Raw genomic sequence first — 19,580 nt, forward strand, 5'->3', positions numbered from 1 at the left:
GCAAGGCTTGCAAAGCCTGGGCAGCAACCTGTATCTGCAGACGGCAGCCTCCGGCGATCCGCAGGACGGCAATCCGCAGACCGACAGCCGCGGCTCCATCCAGTCGGGCTTTCTGGAGTCGTCCAACGTCAATGTGACGGAGGAGCTGGTCAATATGATCACCGCTCAGCGCTCGTTTGAGATGAACTCGCGCGCGGTGACTACTGCCGACCAGATGCTGCAGAAACTGAGCAATATGTAATCAGCGTTGGCGGCAGCCTGCCGCCATGGCGATGGGAGCGACGGCAATGAAAACCAATCTGGCGATTCTGGCCATCCTGACGGCGCTGACCGGCTGCGCGGTGCAGGAGCCGCCGCTGGTGACGCTGCCAACCACGGCGCGGCCGCAGCCGCGGCCGGTGGGTATCCCCAGCAATGGCGCGATCTTCCAGGCGGCCAGCTACCGGCCGCTGTTTCAGGACGGCATGCCGGTGCAGGTGGGCGACACCTTGCAGGTGATGATCCAGGAGAACTCGTCGACATCGGCGTCGGAACAGACCACCGATACCCGGACTTCTGCGCTGACCTCCAACATCACCGCCGGCGTCAAGATTCCTTTCCTGCCCAGCGGCCTGGCGGGCGGCCTGGGCGGCACCAACTTCAACAGTTCCGGTTCGTCCAACAATACCGGCAAGGGCAACAACCAGGTGGCTACCAGCTTTGTCAGTTCCATCACCGTTACGGTGATAAACGTGCTGGCCAACGGCAATCTGGAAGTCAGCGGCGAGAAGCAGGTGCGCATCAACAGCGACACCGAATCCATCCGCCTGTCCGGCGTGGTGAATCCGCGCGATGTCACGCCGGACCGCACGGTGTCTTCTCTGAAGATCGCCGATGCCCGGGTGGAGCAGCAGACCAAGGGCAACAACCGCCTCTACAATGAGCCGGGTTGGTTGTCGAAGATTTTCATGTCGTTTTTGCCGATCTGATCGGCGGGCGGCATAGAGGTGGAATGATGAAAAAGTGGATTTTGCTGCTTGGCCTGCTGCTGGCGTCCTTGCCGGCGCTGTCGGCGCAGCGCTTGAAGGATATCGCCAATATCGGCGGCGTGCGTCCCAACCAGCTGATAGGTTACGGCCTGGTGGTCGGTCTGGATGGCAGCGGCGACAAGGTCACCTCTTCGCCGTTCACCGGCCAGGCGATGATCAATATGCTCAATCAGCTTGGCGTGCAGGTGCCTCCCGGCACCAAGATCGATCCGAAGAATGTCGCCGCGGTGTCGCTGACCGCCACTTTGCCGGCTTTCGCCAAGCGGGGGCAGGCGATAGATGTGACGGCGTCGTCGATAGGCGACGCCAAGAGCCTGCGTGGCGGCACCTTGCTGCTGTCGCCGCTGAAAGGCGCCGACGGCCAGATCTACGCGATGGCGCAGGGCAATGTGGTGGTGGGCGGCGCGGGCGCGTCGGCCGGCGGCAGCTCCACCCAGATCAATCAGTTGAGCGTCGGACGCATTCCGTCGGGGGCTACGGTGGAGCGGGAGGTGCAGACCGCGCTGGGTGACGGCGAGTTCATCCATCTGGAGTTGCAGGAGGCGGACTTCACCACCGCCAATCGCGCGGTGCAGGCGATCAACAAGATCTTCGGCGCCGATACCGCCAGGGCGGTCGACGGACGCTTGATCGAAGTGAGGGCGCCGTTCGATAGCAACCAGCGGGTGCAGTTCCTGTCGCGGATGGAAAATATTGCCGTCGACCCGGCAGATGTTTCCCCCCTGGTCATCATCAACGCCCGCACCGGCTCCATCGTGATGAACCAGGCGGTCACGCTGTCCTCCTGCGCGGTGTCGCATGGCAACCTGTCGGTCACCGTCACCAATACGCCGCAGGTCAGCCAGCCCAATCCGCTGTCCGGCGGCAAGACCACCGTCACCAATCAGGCGGATATCGTGATCAACAGCACTGGCGGCAAGGTGGTGGGGCTGAAGGGCGGCGCCAATCTGTCGCAGGTGGTCAACGCGCTCAACGCGCTGGGCGCGACGCCGCAGGATCTGATTTCCATCCTGCAGGCGATGAAGTCGGCCGGCTCGTTGAAGGCTGACTTGCAGATCATCTGATTCTCTGGGTTCGGAAGTTGGCATGATTATTGCTGTTCAATTGGCAAGGAGTGATACATGACTGCCAAATTCCAACCCACCATGCCGCAGGATGCGCTCAGCCGCCAGCTGGCCATCGACCCGAGCCATATGCGCAGCCTGAAAGCCAAGGCCAATAGCGACCCCAAGGCCGCTGCGCGCGAAACGGCATCGCAGTTCGAGGCTTTGCTGATGAACACCATGCTGAAGACCATGCGTGAAACCAAGTTCGACGACTCGGAAGAGTCGAACGGCATGGATACCTATCGCAGCATGGCGGACCAGCAGCTGGTGCAGGCGATGAGCGCCAACGGCGGCTTGGGTTTGGGCGACATGATCTACCGGCAGATCGCCAAGCAGTCCGGCTTCAGTCCGGATGAGGCGAAAATGCATGCCCTGAGCAGTTCCGGCCCGTCTCTGGCGGCGCAGCCGGTTGGGCAGCGCATGTTGCAGGCCTACCGCAACGCGCAAGTCGCGCCGGGAGCCGCCGCCGCGGCAACCGAGCCTCAGGCGGCCACCCTGCCGATGGGAACCGGGCGGGCCTTTGCCAGCAGCTTGTTGCCGCATGCCCGCGCCGCCGCGCAGCAGCTGGGCGTGGCGCCGGAGTGCGTGGTGGCGCATGCGGCGTTGGAGAGCGGCTGGGGCAAGCGGGCGATTCGCAATTCCGACGGCTCGGACAGCCACAACCTGTTCGGCATCAAGGCCGGATCGGACTGGCAGGGCAAGACCGCCACGGTGATGACCACCGAGTACAGCGGCGGCGTGGCGCAGAAAAGAATGGAAACCTTCCGCTCCTACGATTCCTATGCCGATGCGTTTTCGGATTACGCCAAGGTGCTCAAGGGGTCGTCGCGCTACAAGAACGTGCTGAACCAGGGGCAGAACATGTATGGCTTCGCCCAGGGTCTGCAGGCTGGTGGCTACGCCACCGATCCGCGCTATGCGCGCAAATTGGTTGATGTCGCCGCCAGCCTGGCGCAGCAAGTGGCCAAGGCTTGATCAAGTTCCGGCTGAGTCTGCCGATAGAGATAGAGAATGTAGAGGGAAATCATGGCAATCGTCGGAGCTGATATTTTCGGTATAGGCCTGAGCGGCTTGAATGCTGCGCAGAACGCGTTGTCGGTGACCAGCAATAATATCTCCAACGCGTCCACTCCCGGCTATAACGCCGAATACATCACGCAGGCAGGCCGCCAGCCGCAAAATGCCGGCTTCGGCTTCCTGGGGCAGGGCGTCGACGTGACCAATGTGTTGCGCACCTACAGCCAGTTTTTGTCGAACCAGGTGCAAAGCGCCCAGAACAACAGCAGCTACTACAGCACCCAACTGCAGCAGTTGAACCAGATCAACAACACCATCGCCAACTCCACGCAGAGTCCGAGCCCGTCGATCCAGTCGTTCTTCGGCGCGATGCAGACCTTGTCGCAGCAGCCGTCATCGCTGCCCAGCCGCCAGAACGTGTTGAGCATGGCGCAGGCTATGTCTAGCTCGATCACTTCGCTTAATACGCAACTGGTGCAGCTCCAGCAAGGCGTGAATGGCCAGATTGGCACCACGGTGCAAGGCATCAATGCCTTGGCCCAGCAAATCGCCAAACTAAACCAGCAAATCGGCGCCGCCACCGGCGGCAATCCCCAGGCGCCGCAACCGAACACCTTGCTGGATCAGCGCGATCAGGCCATGCTGCAGCTCAATCAGATGGTAGGCGCGACCGCCTCGGTCCAGAGCGACGGCAGCTATACCGTGTCCATTGGCAGCGGCCAGACGCTGGTGACCGGCGGCACGGTGAATCAACTGGCGACGCAGGCCAATCCGGCCGACCCCACCAATCTGCAGGTGGGTTTCACTAATGCGAACAATACCCTGACCATTCTGCCGGACTCTATTCTCAATAGCGGCCAGTTGGGCGGTTTGCTGAATTTCCGCGACGGCGCGCTGCTGCAGACCCAGACGCAGTTGGGGACGATGGCGATCAACTTCGCCGCGGCGATGAACTATCAGAATTCGCTGGGAATGGACTACAACGGCCAGCCTGGCGGGCCCATCTTCAAAGATCTGTCCCCTATGCCAGCCAACCGCAGTATGCCGCCGGGCAGTTCCAGACGATAATGGGTGATCCCAAACTGCTGGCCACGGCCTCCAATCTGGTGCCCGCCGGCACGTCCGGCGGCACCAGCGGCGTGACGATGAGCGCGGTGTGGTCCAGCTTGCCGGGCACCTACGCCGGAAGCATCAATAGTTCGCCGCCGGTTTTTCCGGCCATCACCAGCCACCCGTCCAGTGGGCTCACCAATATGACCATCACCGCATCGGCCGCGCCGGTGTCGATGACGGCCACCATTGCCGGGACCAACGGCGGCGGGCCGTATAATGTGGTGCCCGTCACTGGCCAGCCCAATGCCTACAAGTTGCAGACCACGGCCACTCCGCCGGTGGACGTGGGGATCGGCTTCCAACTGTCAGGCTCGCCAGATCCGGGGCAGACATTCTCGGTCGGGCCCGCAGTGGCGGGATCCGCAAGTCTGAAAGCATCGGGTGACAACAGCAATCTGTTGCAATTGACCGCACAACAGAACATCGCGCTGGTCAACGGGCAGTCGTACCAGACTTATTACGCCTCCACGGTGGCCTCGGTGGGCAACCAGACTTACTCCGTGGGTTTGCAAAACACTGCGGCGCAGAACACGCTGCAGCAGGCGACCACGACCAATTCGAATCTGACTGGCGTGAACCTGGATCAGGAGGCGGCCAACCTGATCAAATACCAGCAGTCCTATCAGGCTTGCAGCAAGGTGATACAGATTGCCCAGAGCACGTTCACCAGCATCATCAACATAATGTCCTGAATATCATCTCGAGGAGAGCGGAGATGCGCATCAGTTCATCTACCCTGTATCAGTCCGGTGTGAACAATATGTCGAATCTGCAGGCTCAGCTGGTGCAGCTGAATATGCAGATCGACAATCAGAAGCGGGTGGTGACGCCGGCGGACGACCCCGTGGCGGCGGCGCGCATTCAGTTGCTCAACACTTCCAGCGGTCAGAACGACCAGTACAAGACCAACACCCAGTCGGTGCAGTCCTGGTTGTCCTTGTCCGATACCACGCTGAACAGCGCCGTGAATCTGATGAACGCGATGAAGAGCCAGGCGATTCATGCCGGCGACGGCTCGTTGTCGACCACTCAGTTGCAGGCGATTCAGCAGACGGTGAAGGAGGGCATTTCCGAACTGACCGGCTATGCCAACGCCACCGATGGCAATGGCAGCTATCTGTTCAGCGGTAATCAGGTGAGCACTGCGCCGTTTTCTGTCAATCTAGGCTCGGCGACGCCGGTGACCTACAACGGCGACAATGGCCAGCGCAGCGTGCAGATCAGCGCGTCGCGGGTCATGACCATCTCGGACCCGGGCAATGCGGTTTTCGGCACCCCGGGCGGCAGCGGCACCGGCGCGTTTGATTCGTTGATCAATCTGTACAACCTGCTGGGGCAAAATCCCAAGCCCGCCAACTATACGGCCCAACTGAGCAGCATCACCAACCAGATTACGGATGCCTCCCAGCAGATGACCACCAGCCTGGCGTCGATCGGCGCGCGCGAACAGGAAAACGCCAATCTGCAGAGCATGAGCACCAGTCTCAATCTGCAGTACAACACCAGTATCGGCGATTTGCAGAATCTGGATATGGCGCAGGCGATTTCCAACTTCACCATGACCCAGACTTCGCTGCAGTACACCCAGAAGACTTACGCCCAGGTGTCGCAGCTATCCCTGTTCAATTACATATCGGGCTGACTGGGAGACGGGGGTCGCCAAAAGGGCCGCGGACGCGGCCCTTTTGTTTTTCCCGCTCAGTCCAGGCGGGCGGGTTCCACCACGATGCCGGCGCGCAGCCCGGGCTTGACCGAGGGATTGGGGAACAGGATGCGTTCTTCGCCGCCGGCGGCAAGGTAGCGGGTGTCGCCGTCCTCGGCGATCAGCATGCCGTCCGGCAGCAGTGTGAAGTTTTCGACGCTGTCCGCCAGATGCAGCACGAAGGCCTCGCTGTGCTTGACCAGATCGTACTTGGCGCGGAACAGCGGCATGGCATCCGGCTGATAGCCGAGGGCCGGCGCTTCCGGCGCGGACAACAGTCGGCGCAGCGCCTGGTCTATGCCGGCAAAGCGCGTCAGGTCGTTCTGGCCGAACGGCCGCGCTTTGCCCAGCTCCAGCGTGAAGGCGTCGGCCTGGCAGCGCTGGCTGGTGAAGTAGCTGAAAGTGTTGGCTGGCTGGCTGTGCAGCAGCGTCGCCTCTATGCCGCACTGCTGCAGCCAGGCTAGCTGCTGCCGGTTGTGGGGACGCTGGTGAAGATAGGGGTAGATGGCGAACTTCTCAAACACCGAACCCCGGATGGCGGTGTGCAGGTCGTAGTGCAAGCGACGCGCGCGCGCCTGGGAGAAGAAGCCGCTGGCCAGGGCTTCCAGTTCTGCGGCGCGGCGGGCTTCGGCCAGTTCGGCGTATTTGCCGTGGGCGCCGTTGAACAGCCGGTTCATATCGTAGTCGCGGTAGCGTACACCATCACGCATGGCTGCAAGATTGGCGAACATCACCAGCAGGCGGCAGTTCAGGGGCAGTTTGCCATCGGCGATGTCGGCCAGGATGGCGTCAACCACTTCAATGGGGGCCGTTTCGTTGCCGTGAACGCCGCAAGACAGCAACACGGAGTCGGCCTCCGGCCTGGCGGTGCCGATTTCCACGCAGCCGGCGGCAAGCCAGCGCGAGGCAAGGCCGGAGGGCGGGCTCCAGCTGTCGTTTGCATCATTGACGGAGTGGAGGGCGTGTTGCAGGAAACGGCTGGCTTGGGTCATGGCGGCGCTGGCGGCAGTGGCGGATGGCTGATTGTAATCTTTTGCTCAGCGGGGCGTCATGTCCGGGCCGCGCGCGGCTCCCTTTCCGATGTTGCGTATATGATGAAGCGCGGCGGTTTTTGTTGAAAATCTTGCACAGCGGGAAGGGCGTAGGCAGGTGCCGGATGTCATGCGCGGCGGGATGTCAGGCATGCAATTCATTGTTTTGTTTGCCTGGAATTTTCATCATGCAAATCATGGCTGCGGCAGGGCTTCGTGAATTAAATTGGACGTGTTGGAACGGGTGCATTTTTTTACTTGTCAATCAGCGAGATGTTGTTACAATCCGCGCTCGTTTGCGCTTTGCAACATCTACAATTCACTCTGTTTCGCTCCGACATCCCAGGCCCACATAAAAGCTGTAGAGCCCGAAAGCCGTGCACTAAGGAGCGGGGTTATCCATCATAAGTTCTGAGAGGAAAACTCATGGCTTGGTCTGTGGCTGATAGCCGGAGCCTGTACGGCATCCGGCATTGGGGGGCTGGTTATTTCGACGTCGGGGACAATGGCAATATCGTCGTGCGCCCCAATGTCCGCCAGCAAAAGGAAATCGATCTGCACCGCCTGGTGCACGAGCTGGGCGCCAAGGGGCTGGATCTGCCGCTCTTGGTACGCTTCCCCGACATTCTGCAAGACCGCGTCAGCCGACTGTGCGGCGCATTCAACAAGGCCATCGCCGAGCAAGGCTATGGCAACCGCTATACCGCCATCTACCCGATCAAGGTCAACCAGCAAGAAGCGGTGGTCAAGAGCATCATCGCCACGCCGGAAGTCTCCATCGGTCTGGAGGCTGGTTCCAAGCCGGAACTGATGGCGGTGCTGGCGCTGGCGCCCAAGGGCTGCACCATCGTTTGCAACGGCTACAAGGACCGCGAATTCATCCGCCTCGCGCTGATAGGCGAGCGCCTGGGCCACCAGGTGTTCATCGTCATCGAGAAGGAGTCCGAAGTCGAGCTGGTGATCGAAGAGTCGAAGAAGCTCGGTGTGCGTCCCAATCTGGGCCTGCGCGTGCGCCTGTCGTCCCTGGCTTCCAGCAAGTGGTCGGACACCGGCGGAGAGAAAGGCAAGTTCGGCCTGTCCGCCGGCCAACTGATCTCGGCGGTGGACAAGCTGACCGCCGCCGGCATGGCCGACTGCGTGCGCCTGATGCATTTCCACATGGGTTCGCAGATTGCCAATATCGCCGACTACCGTTTGGGCTTCCGCGAGGCGATCCGTTATTTCGCGGAGCTGCGCGCGCTGGGCCTGCCGGTTGACCACGTAGACGTGGGCGGCGGCCTGGGTGTGGACTATGACGGCACCCACTCGCGCAATGACAGTTCGATCAACTACGACATGGACGAGTACGCCCATGTGATCGTCTCCATGTTGTCCGAGTTCTGCGCCGAGAATGGCATTCCGCATCCGCGCATCCTGTCCGAATCCGGCCGCGCGATGACCGCGCACCACGCGGTGCTGCTGATGAACGTCACCGATGTCGAGCGCCTGCCGGACAGCGTCGGCAAGATCGACGATGTCGATTCGTTGTCGCTGCCGCTGCGCAAGCTGCTGGAGCTGGCCAGCCTCAACGACGAGGAGCTGGTCACCGAAATCTACTACCGCGCCAGCCATTGCGTGTCGGAAGTGAGCGATATGTACGCCGAAGGCCGGCTGTCGCTGAAGGAAAAGGCGCTGGCCGAAGAAGTGCACGCCACCTTGTGCCGCCGCCTGCACACCCAGCTGCAAGCCAGTCAGCGTTCGCAGCGCCAGGTGTACGACGAGCTGACCGACCGTCTGGCCGACAAGTACTTCTGCAACTTCTCGGTGTTCCAGAGCCTGCCGGACACCTGGGCCATCGACCAGGTGCTGCCCATCATGCCGGTGCACCGTCTGGCCGAACAGCCGACGCGCCGCGCGGTGCTGCAGGATCTGACCTGCGACTCGGACGGCAAGCTCAAGCACTACGTCGACCAGCAGAGCATCGAGAACAGCATGTCGGTGCACGAGGTGAGGCAGGGCGACGAGTACCTGATCGCGGTGTTCCTGGTCGGCGCCTACCAGGAAATCCTGGGCGACATGCACAATCTGTTCGGCGACACCGACTCGGTCAACGTCTATGTCCGCCAGGGGGGCGAGCTGGAGTTCTCAGGGGTGGAGGAGCACGACACCATCGAAGACATGCTGCGCTACGTGCACCTGTCGCCGGAAGATCTGCTCAACCGCTATGAGGCCAAGACCCGCGAATGCGATCTGAGTCCAGAGGAGCGCAGCCAGTTCTTCGCCGAATTCTGCCGCGGGCTGAAGCAGTCGTCGTATCTGTCGGTATAGGTTTTACATCCGTTTGCAGATCAAAACCGGGCCTTGCGCCCGGTTTTTTGCATTTAATTCATTAAAAATCAAATGGATAGTGTCGGTTCTACCCGGTCGGTTGCGAGACTGCGTTGCGCGCGGCGTTCAGGCAAGATTCTATCGGTTAGCTTCCCCCGTTTGGAGCGGGCTCAACGTTTGCGGTGTGTGGCCAGCGCTGGACGGGGCGTGCTAATCAGGGAGTCGTCATGAAAAAAACAGCATTCAAGCAACAGATCGTGCCGCTGGCGGTATCGCTGGCCATGGCGTTGGGCCTGGCTGCTTGCGGCGGCGTGTCTTCCGGTTCGTCATCATCGTTATTACGCCGCCGGCGCTTAGCGCTGAGGTGCCGCCGTTATCAACCTGCCTGTTCACCGCCTATGACAGCAGCGCTTCGGTGTTGGGCAGCTGCTCCGTGGTAAATCCTACGCCGGTGGTGCTGGCCGGCGCAGGAACCCGTACGCAATGGAATATGCTGGCCACCAGTGTGGTCGGCAGTTTCCTGGCACCGGGAGGCAGTCTTGCGGCTTCGCAAAACAGCGTGCCGATCAGCTGGAGTGTCAATCCTCTGGCTTTTCCCATCGATGTTGTCGAGGTGTACACGTCTGCGATGAGCGTAAATATCTTTAGCTTAGTGGGGGGCGTCCGCGCCGCGCCCAGCTGCAGTCCACTCCCGGTGCTGGGCGCATCCGGCAATGCCCGTGAAGTGCACTTGCGCGGCACTCAGCCCGATGGTTTGACCCTGTTTGATGTGATGCCTGCCGAAACTGAACGACCTGACGGCGATAAGCGCTGCCTTTGGGAGCGCTTATTCTTTCTCCGCACTGGTTTTGGCGGGGATGTAGTACAGGCTGGGGCCGTTGATGCCGGGCAGCTCCAGCGTGCGGTCGTACTGCAGGCCCAGTTTTTCCAGCACGCGGATCGAGCCAAGATTGTGCGGCGAGGTGATGCCCACCACGTAGTCTATGCTCAAGCGGGCGCTGGCATGTTCCAGACAGGCCGCGCCGGCCTCGCAGGCGTAGCCCTGTCCCCAGTGACGCTGCAGAAAGGCATAGCCTATGTCCGGATGCGGCAGGCTGTCGCGCTTGACCAGGCCGCAGATGCCGACCGGGGAGGAGTCCTCCTGCAGTTCCACCAGCAGCAGGCCGTGGCCATGCTGGCGGTAGCTGGCCTGCGGGCCTTTCTCGATGTAGTTGCGGGCGCCAGCCAGGTCGTGGACGTCTTTGTCGCCGATATTGGCGATAAAGGCGGGCTCGTTCAGCAACTCGAGAATGAAGGCGTCGTCGTGTTCTTGCAGCGGCCGCAGACGCAGACGGGCAGTTTCGATTTCAAGTAACGGCACGGATAGGGCTCTGATGGCTTGGGATACTGCTACCAGTGTGCCAGTTGGACGGCAAGCATGCCAGCAAGAAAACAGGCGGTCGTGACAATTCACGGCCGCCTGTTTCTAATGGCGCGGGATCAGCATTCGACGATGTTGACCGGCACCTCGATCACGTTGATCGCCAGGCCGCCGCGCGCGGTTTCCTTGTACTTGGTGCTCATGTCCATGCCGGTGTCGCGCATGGTCTTGATCACGCGGTCCAGCGACACGAAATGCTGGCCGTCGCCGCGCAGCGCCATGCGCGAGGCGTTGATCGCCTTGACCGACGCCATCGCGTTGCGCTCGATGCACGGCACTTGCACCAGGCCTCCCACCGGGTCGCAGGTCAGGCCCAGATTGTGCTCCATGCCTATCTCCGCTGCGTTTTCCACCTGTTCCGGCGTGCCGCCGGTCACTTCGCACAACGCGCCCGCAGCCATCGAGCAGGCAGAGCCCACCTCGCCCTGGCAGCCGACCTCCGCGCCGGAGATGGAGGCGTTGAGCTTGAACAGGATGCCGATGGCGCCGGCGGTCAGCAGGAAGCGCACGATGCCGTCGTCGTTGGCGCCGGGGATGAAGCGGGCGTAGTAGTGCATCACCGCCGGGATGATGCCGGCCGCGCCGTTGGTGGGCGCAGTCACTACGCGTCCTCCGGCGGCGTTTTCTTCATTTACCGCCAGCGCGTACAGATTGACCCAGTCCATCACGGTCAGCGGATCGCGCATCGCGGCTTCCGGCGAAGCCAGCAGCTTCTTGTGCATGTCGGCGGCGCGGCGCTTCACTTTCATGCCGCCGGGCAGAATGCCTTCGCGCTCGCAGCCGCGCTTGACGCAGGCCTGCATCACGTTCCAGATATTGAGCAGGCCGGCGCGCACTTCCTCTTCGGTGCGCCAGGACAGCTCGTTCTCCAGCATGATCTGGCTGATGCTCTTGCCGTGGCGCTGGCACAGCGCCAGGAGCTCGGCGCCGCTCTTGAACGGGTGCTTGAGTTCGGTGACGCCCGGCGGCGCGAAGCCGGCGTCGATCGCCGCCTCGTCCACCACGAAGCCGCCGCCCACCGAGTAGTAGGCGCGCTTGGACAGGCTTTGGCCCGCCGCGTCGAAGGCTTCGAAGATCATGCCGTTGGGGTGGTAGGGCAGGGTTTTCTTCTTGTGCAGCACCAGGTGCTCGGCCTCGACGAAGTCGATTTCGCGTTTGCCCAGCAGTTTCAGTTTGCGCTGTGCGCGGATGGCGGCCAGCATGCCGTCCACGGCATCGGTATCGACCAGATCCGGCAGCTCGCCCTGCAGGCCCAAGAGCACCGCCACATCGGTGCCGTGGCCTTTGCCGGTGGCGCCCAGCGAGCCGAACATCTCGGACTGGACACGGGAGGTGGCCTCAAGCAGGCCGTCCTTTTCCAGGCGGGCGATGAATTGACGGGCGGCGCGCATCGGTCCCACGGTATGGGAGCTGGAGGGGCCGATGCCGATCTTGAACAGGTCGAAAACACTGATTGCCATGGTAATGCTTCTCTAAGGGAAAGTCCCGGATCGGGTCCGGGTTGTTGTCGGGCACCGCGAGGTGTCGCTTATCTCTGATCTTTATTGTAACGGCCGCCGGGCGAGGGTGTGCAAGGCGCTTGAGCGCCAGCGGCATCGCCGTCAATGGCGACCTCAGTTTGGATCGGCTGCCGGATGCTAGGGTAACGCAGAGCCGGCGGCTATGCCACCCTGTGATGCATGGGGTTTTATTTGGAATATCAATGGCCTGCATGCTGTTTGAATGGTTGGCGCGGTCCCGTTTGCGCATATGGCGGGAGCCTAGCCGGTTGCCGCTTCCATCCGCGTCGTCCGCAACTCAGGCAGAAGTCCCGCGACGATCTCGCAAGAGCGCATGCGCTCCGTGAAGTCGTGGCAGTCGGTGGACAGCATGATTTCGTTGACGCCGGTCTCATCCAGCAGTTTCTGCAGCCCGGCTTTCACCGTTTCCGCTCCGCCGAAGACGGCGGCGCCCAGCCAGTCGTGGCGCACCGAGAACTCCTCGCGCGGGTTCCACAGGCCGTCCATGCTGTCCACCGGCGGCGGCAGCGGTTGGCGGTCGCCGCGGATCAGGTTGAGGAATTTCTGATAGAGGGTGGTGGCCAGGCGCAGGGCCTTTTCGTCGCTGTCCGCCGCCAGCACCGGGATGCAGGCCATCGCGTAGGGTTCGCTCAGGCAGGCGGAGGGCTGGAACAGGCGGCGGTACATTGCCAGCGCCTCGTGCAGTTGGGCCGGGGCGAAGTGGGCGGCAAACGCGAAGGGCAGGCCCTGCTGCGCCGCCAACTGCGCGCCGAACAAGCTGGAGCCCAGGATCCACACCGGCACATTGGTGCCGCCGCCGGGGATGGCGCGCACTTGTTGGCCGGCGTGCTCCGGCCCCAGATAGCCGCGCAGTTCCGCCACCTGCTGCGGGAAGTCGTCGCCGCCGCCCAGGCGGTCGCGGCGCAGCGCGCGCGCGGTGAGCGGGTCGGTGCCGGGGGCGCGGCCCAGGCCCAGGTCTATGCGGCCTGGGAACATCGTGGCCAGGGTGCCGAACTGTTCCGCCACTACCAGCGGGGCGTGGTTGGGCAGCATGATGCCGCCGGAGCCCACCCGTATGCTGCGGGTGTGGGCAGCGATCTGGCCCAGCAGCACTGCGGTGGCGGAGCTGGCCACGCCGGCCATATTGTGGTGCTCGGCCACCCAGAAGCGGGTGTAGCCCAGTTGTTCGACATATTGCGCCAGTTGCACGCTGTTTTGCAGCGCTTGGGCCGCGCTGCCGCCGGCGACGATGGGAGCCAGCTCCAGCATGGAGAGGCGGGGGGCTGAGGAGGAGGTCATGGGTTTTCGAGCCTGTCTGGAGACCGCGCGCGTCAAGGCGCGCGCAATGCGGCTAGTATACGGCTGATGCGGCGCGCCGGCAGAGATGGCATTGAATATGGATATGCCGATTCAGGCGCCCGCCGCGGGAGAGGGCATGCCGGGGCGGGCAGGGCTTGAATTGGCCGGTCTTTGGCTATATTTGACAACAATTCTTGTTTTCCCGAAGGAAGCCTCATGACCCCACGCAGCAATCTGGACATCGTCCGCGCCACTTACGAAGGCGATTCCGAGGACAACGGCCGCAATCTGCTGGCGGCGCTGGCGCCGGACGCGGAGTGGACCGAGGCGGCCGGTTTCCCCTATGCCGGCACCTATGTCGGGGCACAGAGCATAGTCGAGAACGTGTTCAAGCGTTTGGGCGGCGAATGGGATGGCTACCGCGCCGCGGTGGACAGCTATTACGACGCCGGCGACAACATCATCGCCCAGGGCTTCTACCACGGCACCTACCGCGCCACCGGCAAGAGTTTCAGCGCGTCATTCGCCCATGTCTACACCTTGAAGGACGGCAAGATCGTCAAGTTCGTGCAGATCGTCGACAGCGCCAAGGTGCTGGAGGCGATGCGACCGTAAGCCACCCGCTCCCCGGCATGGAAAACGGCCAGTCCTGCAGGGCTGGCCGTTTTCGCATCCGCATCGGGCAATCAGGCGGGCTGCGCTTGCTCGGCCGCGCCGTTTCGCAGCAGGCGCTTGAGTATCATCTTCAGCGCCACGCCGTATATCGGCAGGAAGAAGGCCAGGCAGATCAGGATCTTGAAGCTGTAGTCCACCAGCGCGATTTCCACCCAGTTGGCGGCCATGAAGGGGTCGCTGCTCTTGTAGAAGGCGATGAAGAAGAACGACAGGGTGTCGCTGACATTGCCCAGCAGCATGGCCGACGCCGGGGCCACCCACCAGGCCTTGAGCTGGCGCAGGCGGTTGAACACCTGCACGTCCAGGATCTGGCCCAGCGCGTAGGCGGCGAAGCTGGCCACCGCGATGCGGGCGACGAACAGGTTGAAGTGCTGCAGCGCCTGCGCGCCTTGCCAGCTGCCCTGATAGAACAGCGTGGATACCAGATAGGAGATGGCCAGCGCCGGCACCATCGCCGCCAAGATGATGCGGCGGGCCAGCGGCGCGCCGAAGATGCGCACGGTCAGGTCGGTGGCCAGGAAGATGAACGGAAAGGTGAACGCGCCCCAGGTGGTGCGGAAGCCGAAGACAGTGATGGGCAATTGCACCAGGTAATTGCTGGACGCGATGATGGCGATATGGAACAGCGACAGCCAAAGCAGCGCGGCCAGGCGCTGGTGGCGGGTAAAGGAAAACATCGATTTCTAGCCTTTTTGCTGAATGGGGTGAGGGAACCCAGATCATGTCCGCCCGCGGCCTGATTTTGGCCGGCGGGCCCGAAAGCGCCGAATTCTACTGTCTTTGCGGCGGCGGGAAAAGGTTTGCATTGGAAAATCAGCGGGGTATGGGAGCGGGCGAATCCTGGCCTGGCAAAATACTTTTGCATTTTATGCAAGCGAGTTTGTTGTTTGTCGGGAGATGGGGTCTATAAATATCCTAAGTAAATTCTCGTACCCCGCATCGGGGATATGGGCTGGAAGAGTGAGGGCTGACATGACGATTACCAAGAGATTGCTGTTGACTACCGTATTGGCTCTAATCGCCATGCTGCTGCTCGGTTTTCAGGGCGTCTGGCAACTAAAGCAAGCGAATGAGCGTTTTGACTATATGAAGGTCAATACCTTTCCTAGTATTCATACTCTGGATGATGCCAAGGAGGCGCTGGCCGAGGTGAGGCTGACGCTGGCTCGCAGCGTGGCCTTGTCCGATCCGGCCGCGAAGTCCGCTCAGATGGCATCGCTGGTGGATATCGACAAGCGCTTCGACGCGGCCTTGAACAAGTATGAAAAAGACCTGATTTCCAACGACGATGACCGCAAGCTTTTGCAGGTGGACCGCGACGACATGAAGCTGTACCGGCAGCAGCGCGAAAAATATTTGCAGCTGGCGCAGGCCAACGATGTGGCCGGCGCGGACAAGCTGATGACCGGCGACATGGCGGCGGAAGCCAAGGCCTTGAATCAGGCTCTGATCGACCATATCGAGTTCAACTACACATTGGCGGAAGGCTTGAGCAAGGATAACGACACGGCCTACCAGGGCGCAATCTGGCAGTCCACCGCGCTCATCGCGGCGGCTATCCTAGTTTGCGGCCTGTTGAGCGCCCAGCTCTATTTCAATATCCGCAGCAGCCTGGCGCAGATATTGGGCACCATGCAGTCGGTGCGCACCTCGCTGGACTTCCGGCTGCGGGCGCCGGTGCAGAGGATGGACGAGATCGGCAAGATGGCCACCGCCTTCAACGAGTTGATGAGCCGCTTGCAGCAGAGCTTCCAGGAAATACGCCATAGCGTCAGCACCATGGAAAGCGCCATTGTCCATATGGCGGATTCGTCGGGCCATATCGCCCATAGCTCGGTGCAGCAGAGCGAGTCGGCGTCGGCGATGGCGGCGGCGGTGGAGCAGGTGACGGTGAGCATCAACCATGTGGCCGACCGCGCGCGCGAGGCCAATCTGCAGGCGCGCGAGGCCGGCGAGATAGCCGACCGCGGCAGCCGGGTGGTGATGGGCACGGTGGACGGCATCAGCGCGGTGGCGGAGTCTATCCACGGCGCCGCCGAGCGCATAGGCCGGCTGCGGGAAGACAGCGACACCATCGCCACGGTGCTGGGGGTGATCAAGGACATTGCCGACCAGACTAATTTACTGGCGCTGAACGCGGCGATCGAGGCGGCGCGGGCCGGCGAGATGGGCCGCGGCTTCGCGGTGGTGGCGGACGAGGTGCGCAAGCTGGCCGAGCGCACCGCCAGCTCCACCACCGAGATATCCGGCGTGATAGACAAGATGCAGCAGGGCACGCAGGCGGCGGTGAACGGCATGCAGCAGGTGGTGGAGCGGGTGAACATGGAGGCGGAGAAGGCGCGCGGCGCCAGCGAGGCCATCCAGCAGATCAAGACCAACTCCGCGCAGGGCGTGCAGCTGGTGGCGGAGATATCTGACAGCATCGTCGAGCAGGGCAGCGCCAGCAACACCATCGCGCAGAAAGTGGAGCAGATCGCCCAGATGGCCGAGGCCAACTCCAAGGCCTCGTCCGACTCGGCCAGTTCCGCGCAGCAGTTGAAGGAGCAGGCCGGCCACATCCAGAAGACGGTGGCGCAATACCAGGTGTGAGACACAAGAGGGTCGGGGAAGACCGGACAGGGCCGCATGGCCCTGTTTTCATTTTGGCGTCCGGTTTTTCTGCAAGAACCTGATAAGCAAACCAGGATTAATTGCTTAGCTTCATCGATGGTGCTTGTTAGATTGGTTTGGCGTTTGCAACCTTACCAGTGGATACCATCATGGCAAAACCGCGCTTGCTTTCCCGTCTGTTTCTTTCCGCCGCCCTGCTGCTGGCCGGCGCGGCGTCGGCCGCTGATATCGTCACCATCGGCTACCAGACCGGCATCGACCCAACCAAGATTCCGCAGGCCGACGGCGCCTATGAAAAAGCCACCGGTAGCCGGATTCATTGGCGCAAGTTTGAAAGCGGGGCGGAACTGATCGCCGCGCTGGCCTCAGGCGACGTGGCCATCGGCAATATCGGTTCCAGCCCGCTGGCCGCCGCCGCCAGCCGCGGCTTGGCTATCCAGACCTTTCTGGTGGCGGACGAGATCGGCAGCGCCGAGGCGCTGGTGGCGCGCTCAGGCAGCGGGATCGCCAAGCCGCAGGATCTGGTGGGCAAGAAGGTGGCGGTGCCCTTCGTCTCCACCACCCATTACAGTCTGCTGGCCGCGCTCAAGCACTGGAATATCGACGCCGCCAAGGTGAACGTGCTCAATCTGCGTCCAGGCGAGATCACCGCCGCCTGGCAACGCGGCGACATCGACGCCGCCTATGTTTGGGACCCGGCGCTGGGCAAGCTGAAGGCCGGCGGCAAGGTGTTGGCCACTTCGCGCCAGGTGGCTGAGTGGGGCGCGCCGACTTACGATATCTGGGTGGTGCGCCAGGACTTCGCCGCCAAGCATCCGGAATTCGTCTCTCGCTTCGCCAAGGTGTCGCTGGACGCCATCGGCCAGTACCTGGCCAATCCCCAGGCCTTCATCGCCAATGCCGACAATATCGCCAAGATTGGCCGGCTGACCGGCGCGGCGGTGCCGGACGTGGTGGCCGGCCTGCGCGGCAACCGCTTCCTGAGCCGCGACGAGCAGGCCGCGCTGCTGCAGTCGCCGTTTGTGCAGGCGGTGGGCAAGACCGCGGCCTTCCTCAAGGCGCAGGGCAAGGTGGATGCGCTGCAGGCCGATTATGGTCCGTACGTGACCAACCGTTTCGTCAAGACCGCGAGGTAAGCGATGAGCCTGTCGGTCCACAGGGTGTCGGTGCGTTATCCGGGCCAGGCGCAGCCGGCGCTGTCCGAGGTGACGCTGGATATCGGCCCGGACGATCTGACGGTGGCGCTGGGGCCGTCCGGCTGCGGTAAGACCACCTTACTCAATCTGTTCGCCGGCTTCGTCCAGCCCAGCGGCGGCGCGGTCAGCTTCGACGGCAAGCCCGTCCGCCGGCCCGGCGCCGACCGCGCGGTGGTGTTCCAGCATGATGCGCTGCTGCCCTGGTTGAACGTGCGCGACAACGTGGCTTTCGGCCTGCGTCTGCAGGGCGCGGCCAAGCCGGACAGGCGGGCGCGCGCCGACGAGGTGCTGCGGCAGGTGGACCTGGCCGAAGCGGGTGATCGCCAGGTTTGGCAATTGTCCGGCGGCCAGAAGCAGCGGGTGGGCATTGCCCGGGCGCTGGCCAGCCCATCGCGGGCGCTGCTGCTGGACGAGCCTTTCGGCGCGCTGGACGCCTTCACCCGCGAGCAGATGCAGGAGCTGCTGCTCAAGGTATGGCGGCAGTCCGGCCGCCGCATCTTCCTGATTACCCACGATATCGAAGAGGCATTGTTCCTTGCTACCGAGTTGGTGCTGATGTCGCCGGGCCCCGGCCGCATCGTCGAGCGGCTGCGGCTGCCGTTCAGCCGGCGTTACCGCGACGGCGAGCCGGCCAGGTCCATCAAGTCCGATCCGGTTTTCATCGAATTGCGCGAGCAGTTGCTGGCGGCTTTGTTCGCGCAGCGCCTGCCAGAGGGGAGCGCGGCATGAATGGCATTGAAACCGCGGCCGAGCGGGAACTGTTGACCATGGCGTCCCGGCCCGATGCCAGGCCGGCCGCACGCGGCGGATTGCCGGCACGGGCCTGGCTCAGCGCGGGCAGCTTCCTGCTGCTGCTGGGCGGCTGGTGGCTGCTGGCGCACAGTGGCTGGATCGCGCCCTTGTTCCTGCCCGCGCCGGAGGCGGTGCTGCTCAAGCTGCGGCTGGTGGCTGGACAGGGCTTCATGGATGCCACCTTGTGGCAGCATCTGGCGGCCAGCCTGCAGCGAATCGTGCTGGCCTTGCTGGCGGCGGCGGCGCTGGGAATACCGTTGGGCGCGCTGATGGGCATCAGCCCTCTGGCACGCGGCTTGCTTGATCCTGTCATAGAAGCCTACCGGCCGGTGCCGCCGCTGGCCTACTTGCCGCTGATCGTGATCTGGTTCGGCATCGGTGAACTGTCCAAGGTGCTGCTGATCTTCCTGGCCATCCTGGCCCCGGTGGTGATCGCCACCTGCCACGGCGTGGCCCAGGTCAGCCGCAACCGGCTGCGCGCCGCCCAAAGCCTGGGAGCCGGGCGCGGCCAGTTGCTGCGGCTGGTGGTGCTGCCGGAAGCCTTGCCGGAGATCCTCACCGGCATCCGCATCGGCCTGGGCGCCGGCTGGTCCACCCTGGTGGCGGCGGAGCTGGTGGCGGCTACCCGCGGGCTGGGCTTCATGGTGCAGTCGGCCGCGCAGTTCCTGGTTACCGACGTGGTGGTGCTGGGCATCCTGGTGATCGCCGTCGTCGCCTTCGTGTTGGAATTGGGTCTGCGCGCCATCCAGCGCCGTCTGGCGCCTTGGCATGGCCATAACAATTAA

The 19,580-nt window shown here is 62.9% G+C and carries 19 protein-coding genes; 13 read left to right on the forward strand and 6 right to left on the reverse strand.

Translation table 11 applies throughout. The annotated features are described in order from the left end of the window. From BI344_RS07615 to flgL, 7 genes are all read left to right on the forward strand, one after another. Positions 1-241, forward strand: a 241-nt coding sequence (locus BI344_RS07615) for a flagellar hook-basal body complex protein (RefSeq protein ID WP_139166922.1), incomplete at its 5' end; no start/stop codon positions are given. A 46-nt stretch (positions 242-287) separates the two neighbouring features. Further along, entirely contained in the window at positions 288-968 is a 681-nt protein-coding gene (locus BI344_RS07620; RefSeq protein WP_071112375.1) for a flagellar basal body L-ring protein FlgH, read from the forward strand. Between the two features lie 26 nt (positions 969-994). Then, on the forward strand, positions 995-2,092 hold the full coding sequence (locus tag BI344_RS07625; protein WP_071112376.1) for a flagellar basal body P-ring protein FlgI: 1,098 nt from the start codon (positions 995-997) through the stop codon (positions 2,090-2,092). Between the two features lie 57 nt (positions 2,093-2,149). Beyond that, positions 2,150-3,109: a flagellar assembly peptidoglycan hydrolase FlgJ gene (gene flgJ, locus BI344_RS07630; protein ID WP_071112377.1), complete on the forward strand. Its 960-nt coding sequence runs from the start codon at positions 2,150-2,152 to the stop codon at positions 3,107-3,109. A 51-nt stretch (positions 3,110-3,160) separates the two neighbouring features. Further along, positions 3,161-4,219 (forward strand): flagellar hook-associated protein FlgK, encoded by a 1,059-nt coding sequence (gene flgK, locus BI344_RS25155; RefSeq protein ID WP_241499279.1) that lies wholly within the window; start codon positions 3,161-3,163, stop codon positions 4,217-4,219. Beyond that, positions 4,219-4,956: a flagellar basal body rod C-terminal domain-containing protein gene (locus BI344_RS25160; protein ID WP_241499280.1), complete on the forward strand. Its 738-nt coding sequence runs from the start codon at positions 4,219-4,221 to the stop codon at positions 4,954-4,956. The genes flgK and BI344_RS25160 overlap by 1 nt, the downstream gene beginning before the upstream one ends. Positions 4,957-4,979: 23 nt before the next feature. After that, on the forward strand, positions 4,980-5,906 hold the full coding sequence (gene flgL, locus BI344_RS07640; protein ID WP_071112378.1) for a flagellar hook-associated protein FlgL: 927 nt from the start codon (positions 4,980-4,982) through the stop codon (positions 5,904-5,906). Between the two features lie 56 nt (positions 5,907-5,962). Here the strand turns inward: flgL and astE are convergent, their stop codons facing one another. Continuing rightward, positions 5,963-6,958, reverse strand: a complete 996-nt coding sequence (gene astE, locus BI344_RS07645; protein ID WP_071112379.1) for a succinylglutamate desuccinylase — start codon at positions 6,956-6,958, stop codon at positions 5,963-5,965. 465 nt (positions 6,959-7,423) lie between these two features. Here astE and speA point away from each other — a divergent pair, with 465 nt between their 5' ends. Continuing rightward, positions 7,424-9,304, forward strand: coding sequence for an arginine decarboxylase (speA, locus tag BI344_RS07650; protein ID WP_071112380.1), 1,881 nt, complete (start codon positions 7,424-7,426; stop codon positions 9,302-9,304). A gap of 396 nt (positions 9,305-9,700) precedes the next feature. On the opposite strand, the gene BI344_RS24755 is transcribed toward speA, so the two are convergent. From BI344_RS24755 to BI344_RS07665, 4 genes are all read right to left on the reverse strand, one after another. Continuing rightward, the gene (locus tag BI344_RS24755) at positions 9,701-9,904 is read right to left on the reverse strand and encodes a hypothetical protein (RefSeq protein ID WP_206600345.1); all 204 of its coding nucleotides are present in this window, start codon (positions 9,902-9,904) and stop codon (positions 9,701-9,703) included. Positions 9,905-10,130: 226 nt separating this feature from the next. After that, positions 10,131-10,664: a GNAT family N-acetyltransferase gene (locus BI344_RS07655; protein WP_241499281.1), complete on the reverse strand. Its 534-nt coding sequence runs from the start codon at positions 10,662-10,664 to the stop codon at positions 10,131-10,133. A gap of 119 nt (positions 10,665-10,783) precedes the next feature. Beyond that, the gene (locus tag BI344_RS07660; protein WP_071112381.1) at positions 10,784-12,184 is read right to left on the reverse strand and encodes an L-serine ammonia-lyase; all 1,401 of its coding nucleotides are present in this window, start codon (positions 12,182-12,184) and stop codon (positions 10,784-10,786) included. 300 nt (positions 12,185-12,484) lie between these two features. Continuing rightward, on the reverse strand, positions 12,485-13,522 hold the full coding sequence (locus BI344_RS07665; RefSeq protein WP_071112382.1) for an LLM class flavin-dependent oxidoreductase: 1,038 nt from the start codon (positions 13,520-13,522) through the stop codon (positions 12,485-12,487). Positions 13,523-13,738: 216 nt separating this feature from the next. Between BI344_RS07665 and BI344_RS07670 the strand changes: the two genes are divergently transcribed. Then, a complete protein-coding gene (locus BI344_RS07670) occupies positions 13,739-14,137 on the forward strand; it encodes a nuclear transport factor 2 family protein (RefSeq protein ID WP_071112383.1) in 399 nt (132 codons plus the stop codon). A gap of 71 nt (positions 14,138-14,208) precedes the next feature. Here the strand turns inward: BI344_RS07670 and BI344_RS07675 are convergent, their stop codons facing one another. Continuing rightward, the gene (locus BI344_RS07675) at positions 14,209-14,874 is read right to left on the reverse strand and encodes a 7-cyano-7-deazaguanine/7-aminomethyl-7-deazaguanine transporter (RefSeq protein WP_071112384.1); all 666 of its coding nucleotides are present in this window, start codon (positions 14,872-14,874) and stop codon (positions 14,209-14,211) included. 295 nt (positions 14,875-15,169) lie between these two features. On the opposite strand from BI344_RS07675, the gene BI344_RS07680 reads away from it, so the two are divergent. The 4 genes from BI344_RS07680 (at position 15,170) to tauC (ending at position 19,580) form a co-directional block, all read left to right on the forward strand. Next, positions 15,170-16,786 carry a methyl-accepting chemotaxis protein gene (locus BI344_RS07680; RefSeq protein ID WP_071112385.1) on the forward strand — a complete coding sequence of 539 codons (1,617 nt, stop codon included), beginning with the start codon at positions 15,170-15,172 and terminating at the stop codon, positions 16,784-16,786. A gap of 170 nt (positions 16,787-16,956) precedes the next feature. Beyond that, positions 16,957-17,943, forward strand: a complete 987-nt coding sequence (gene tauA, locus BI344_RS07685; protein WP_071112386.1) for a taurine ABC transporter substrate-binding protein — start codon at positions 16,957-16,959, stop codon at positions 17,941-17,943. 3 nt (positions 17,944-17,946) lie between these two features. Beyond that, positions 17,947-18,732 carry a taurine ABC transporter ATP-binding subunit gene (tauB, locus tag BI344_RS07690; protein ID WP_071112387.1) on the forward strand — a complete coding sequence of 262 codons (786 nt, stop codon included), beginning with the start codon at positions 17,947-17,949 and terminating at the stop codon, positions 18,730-18,732. After that, the gene (gene tauC / locus BI344_RS07695) at positions 18,729-19,580 is read left to right on the forward strand and encodes a taurine ABC transporter permease TauC (RefSeq protein WP_083370123.1); all 852 of its coding nucleotides are present in this window, start codon (positions 18,729-18,731) and stop codon (positions 19,578-19,580) included. The genes tauB and tauC overlap by 4 nt, the downstream gene beginning before the upstream one ends.

This window comes from Chromobacterium sphagni (assembly GCF_001855555.1).
GTDB classification, from domain to species: Bacteria; Pseudomonadota; Gammaproteobacteria; order Burkholderiales; family Chromobacteriaceae; genus Chromobacterium; species Chromobacterium sphagni.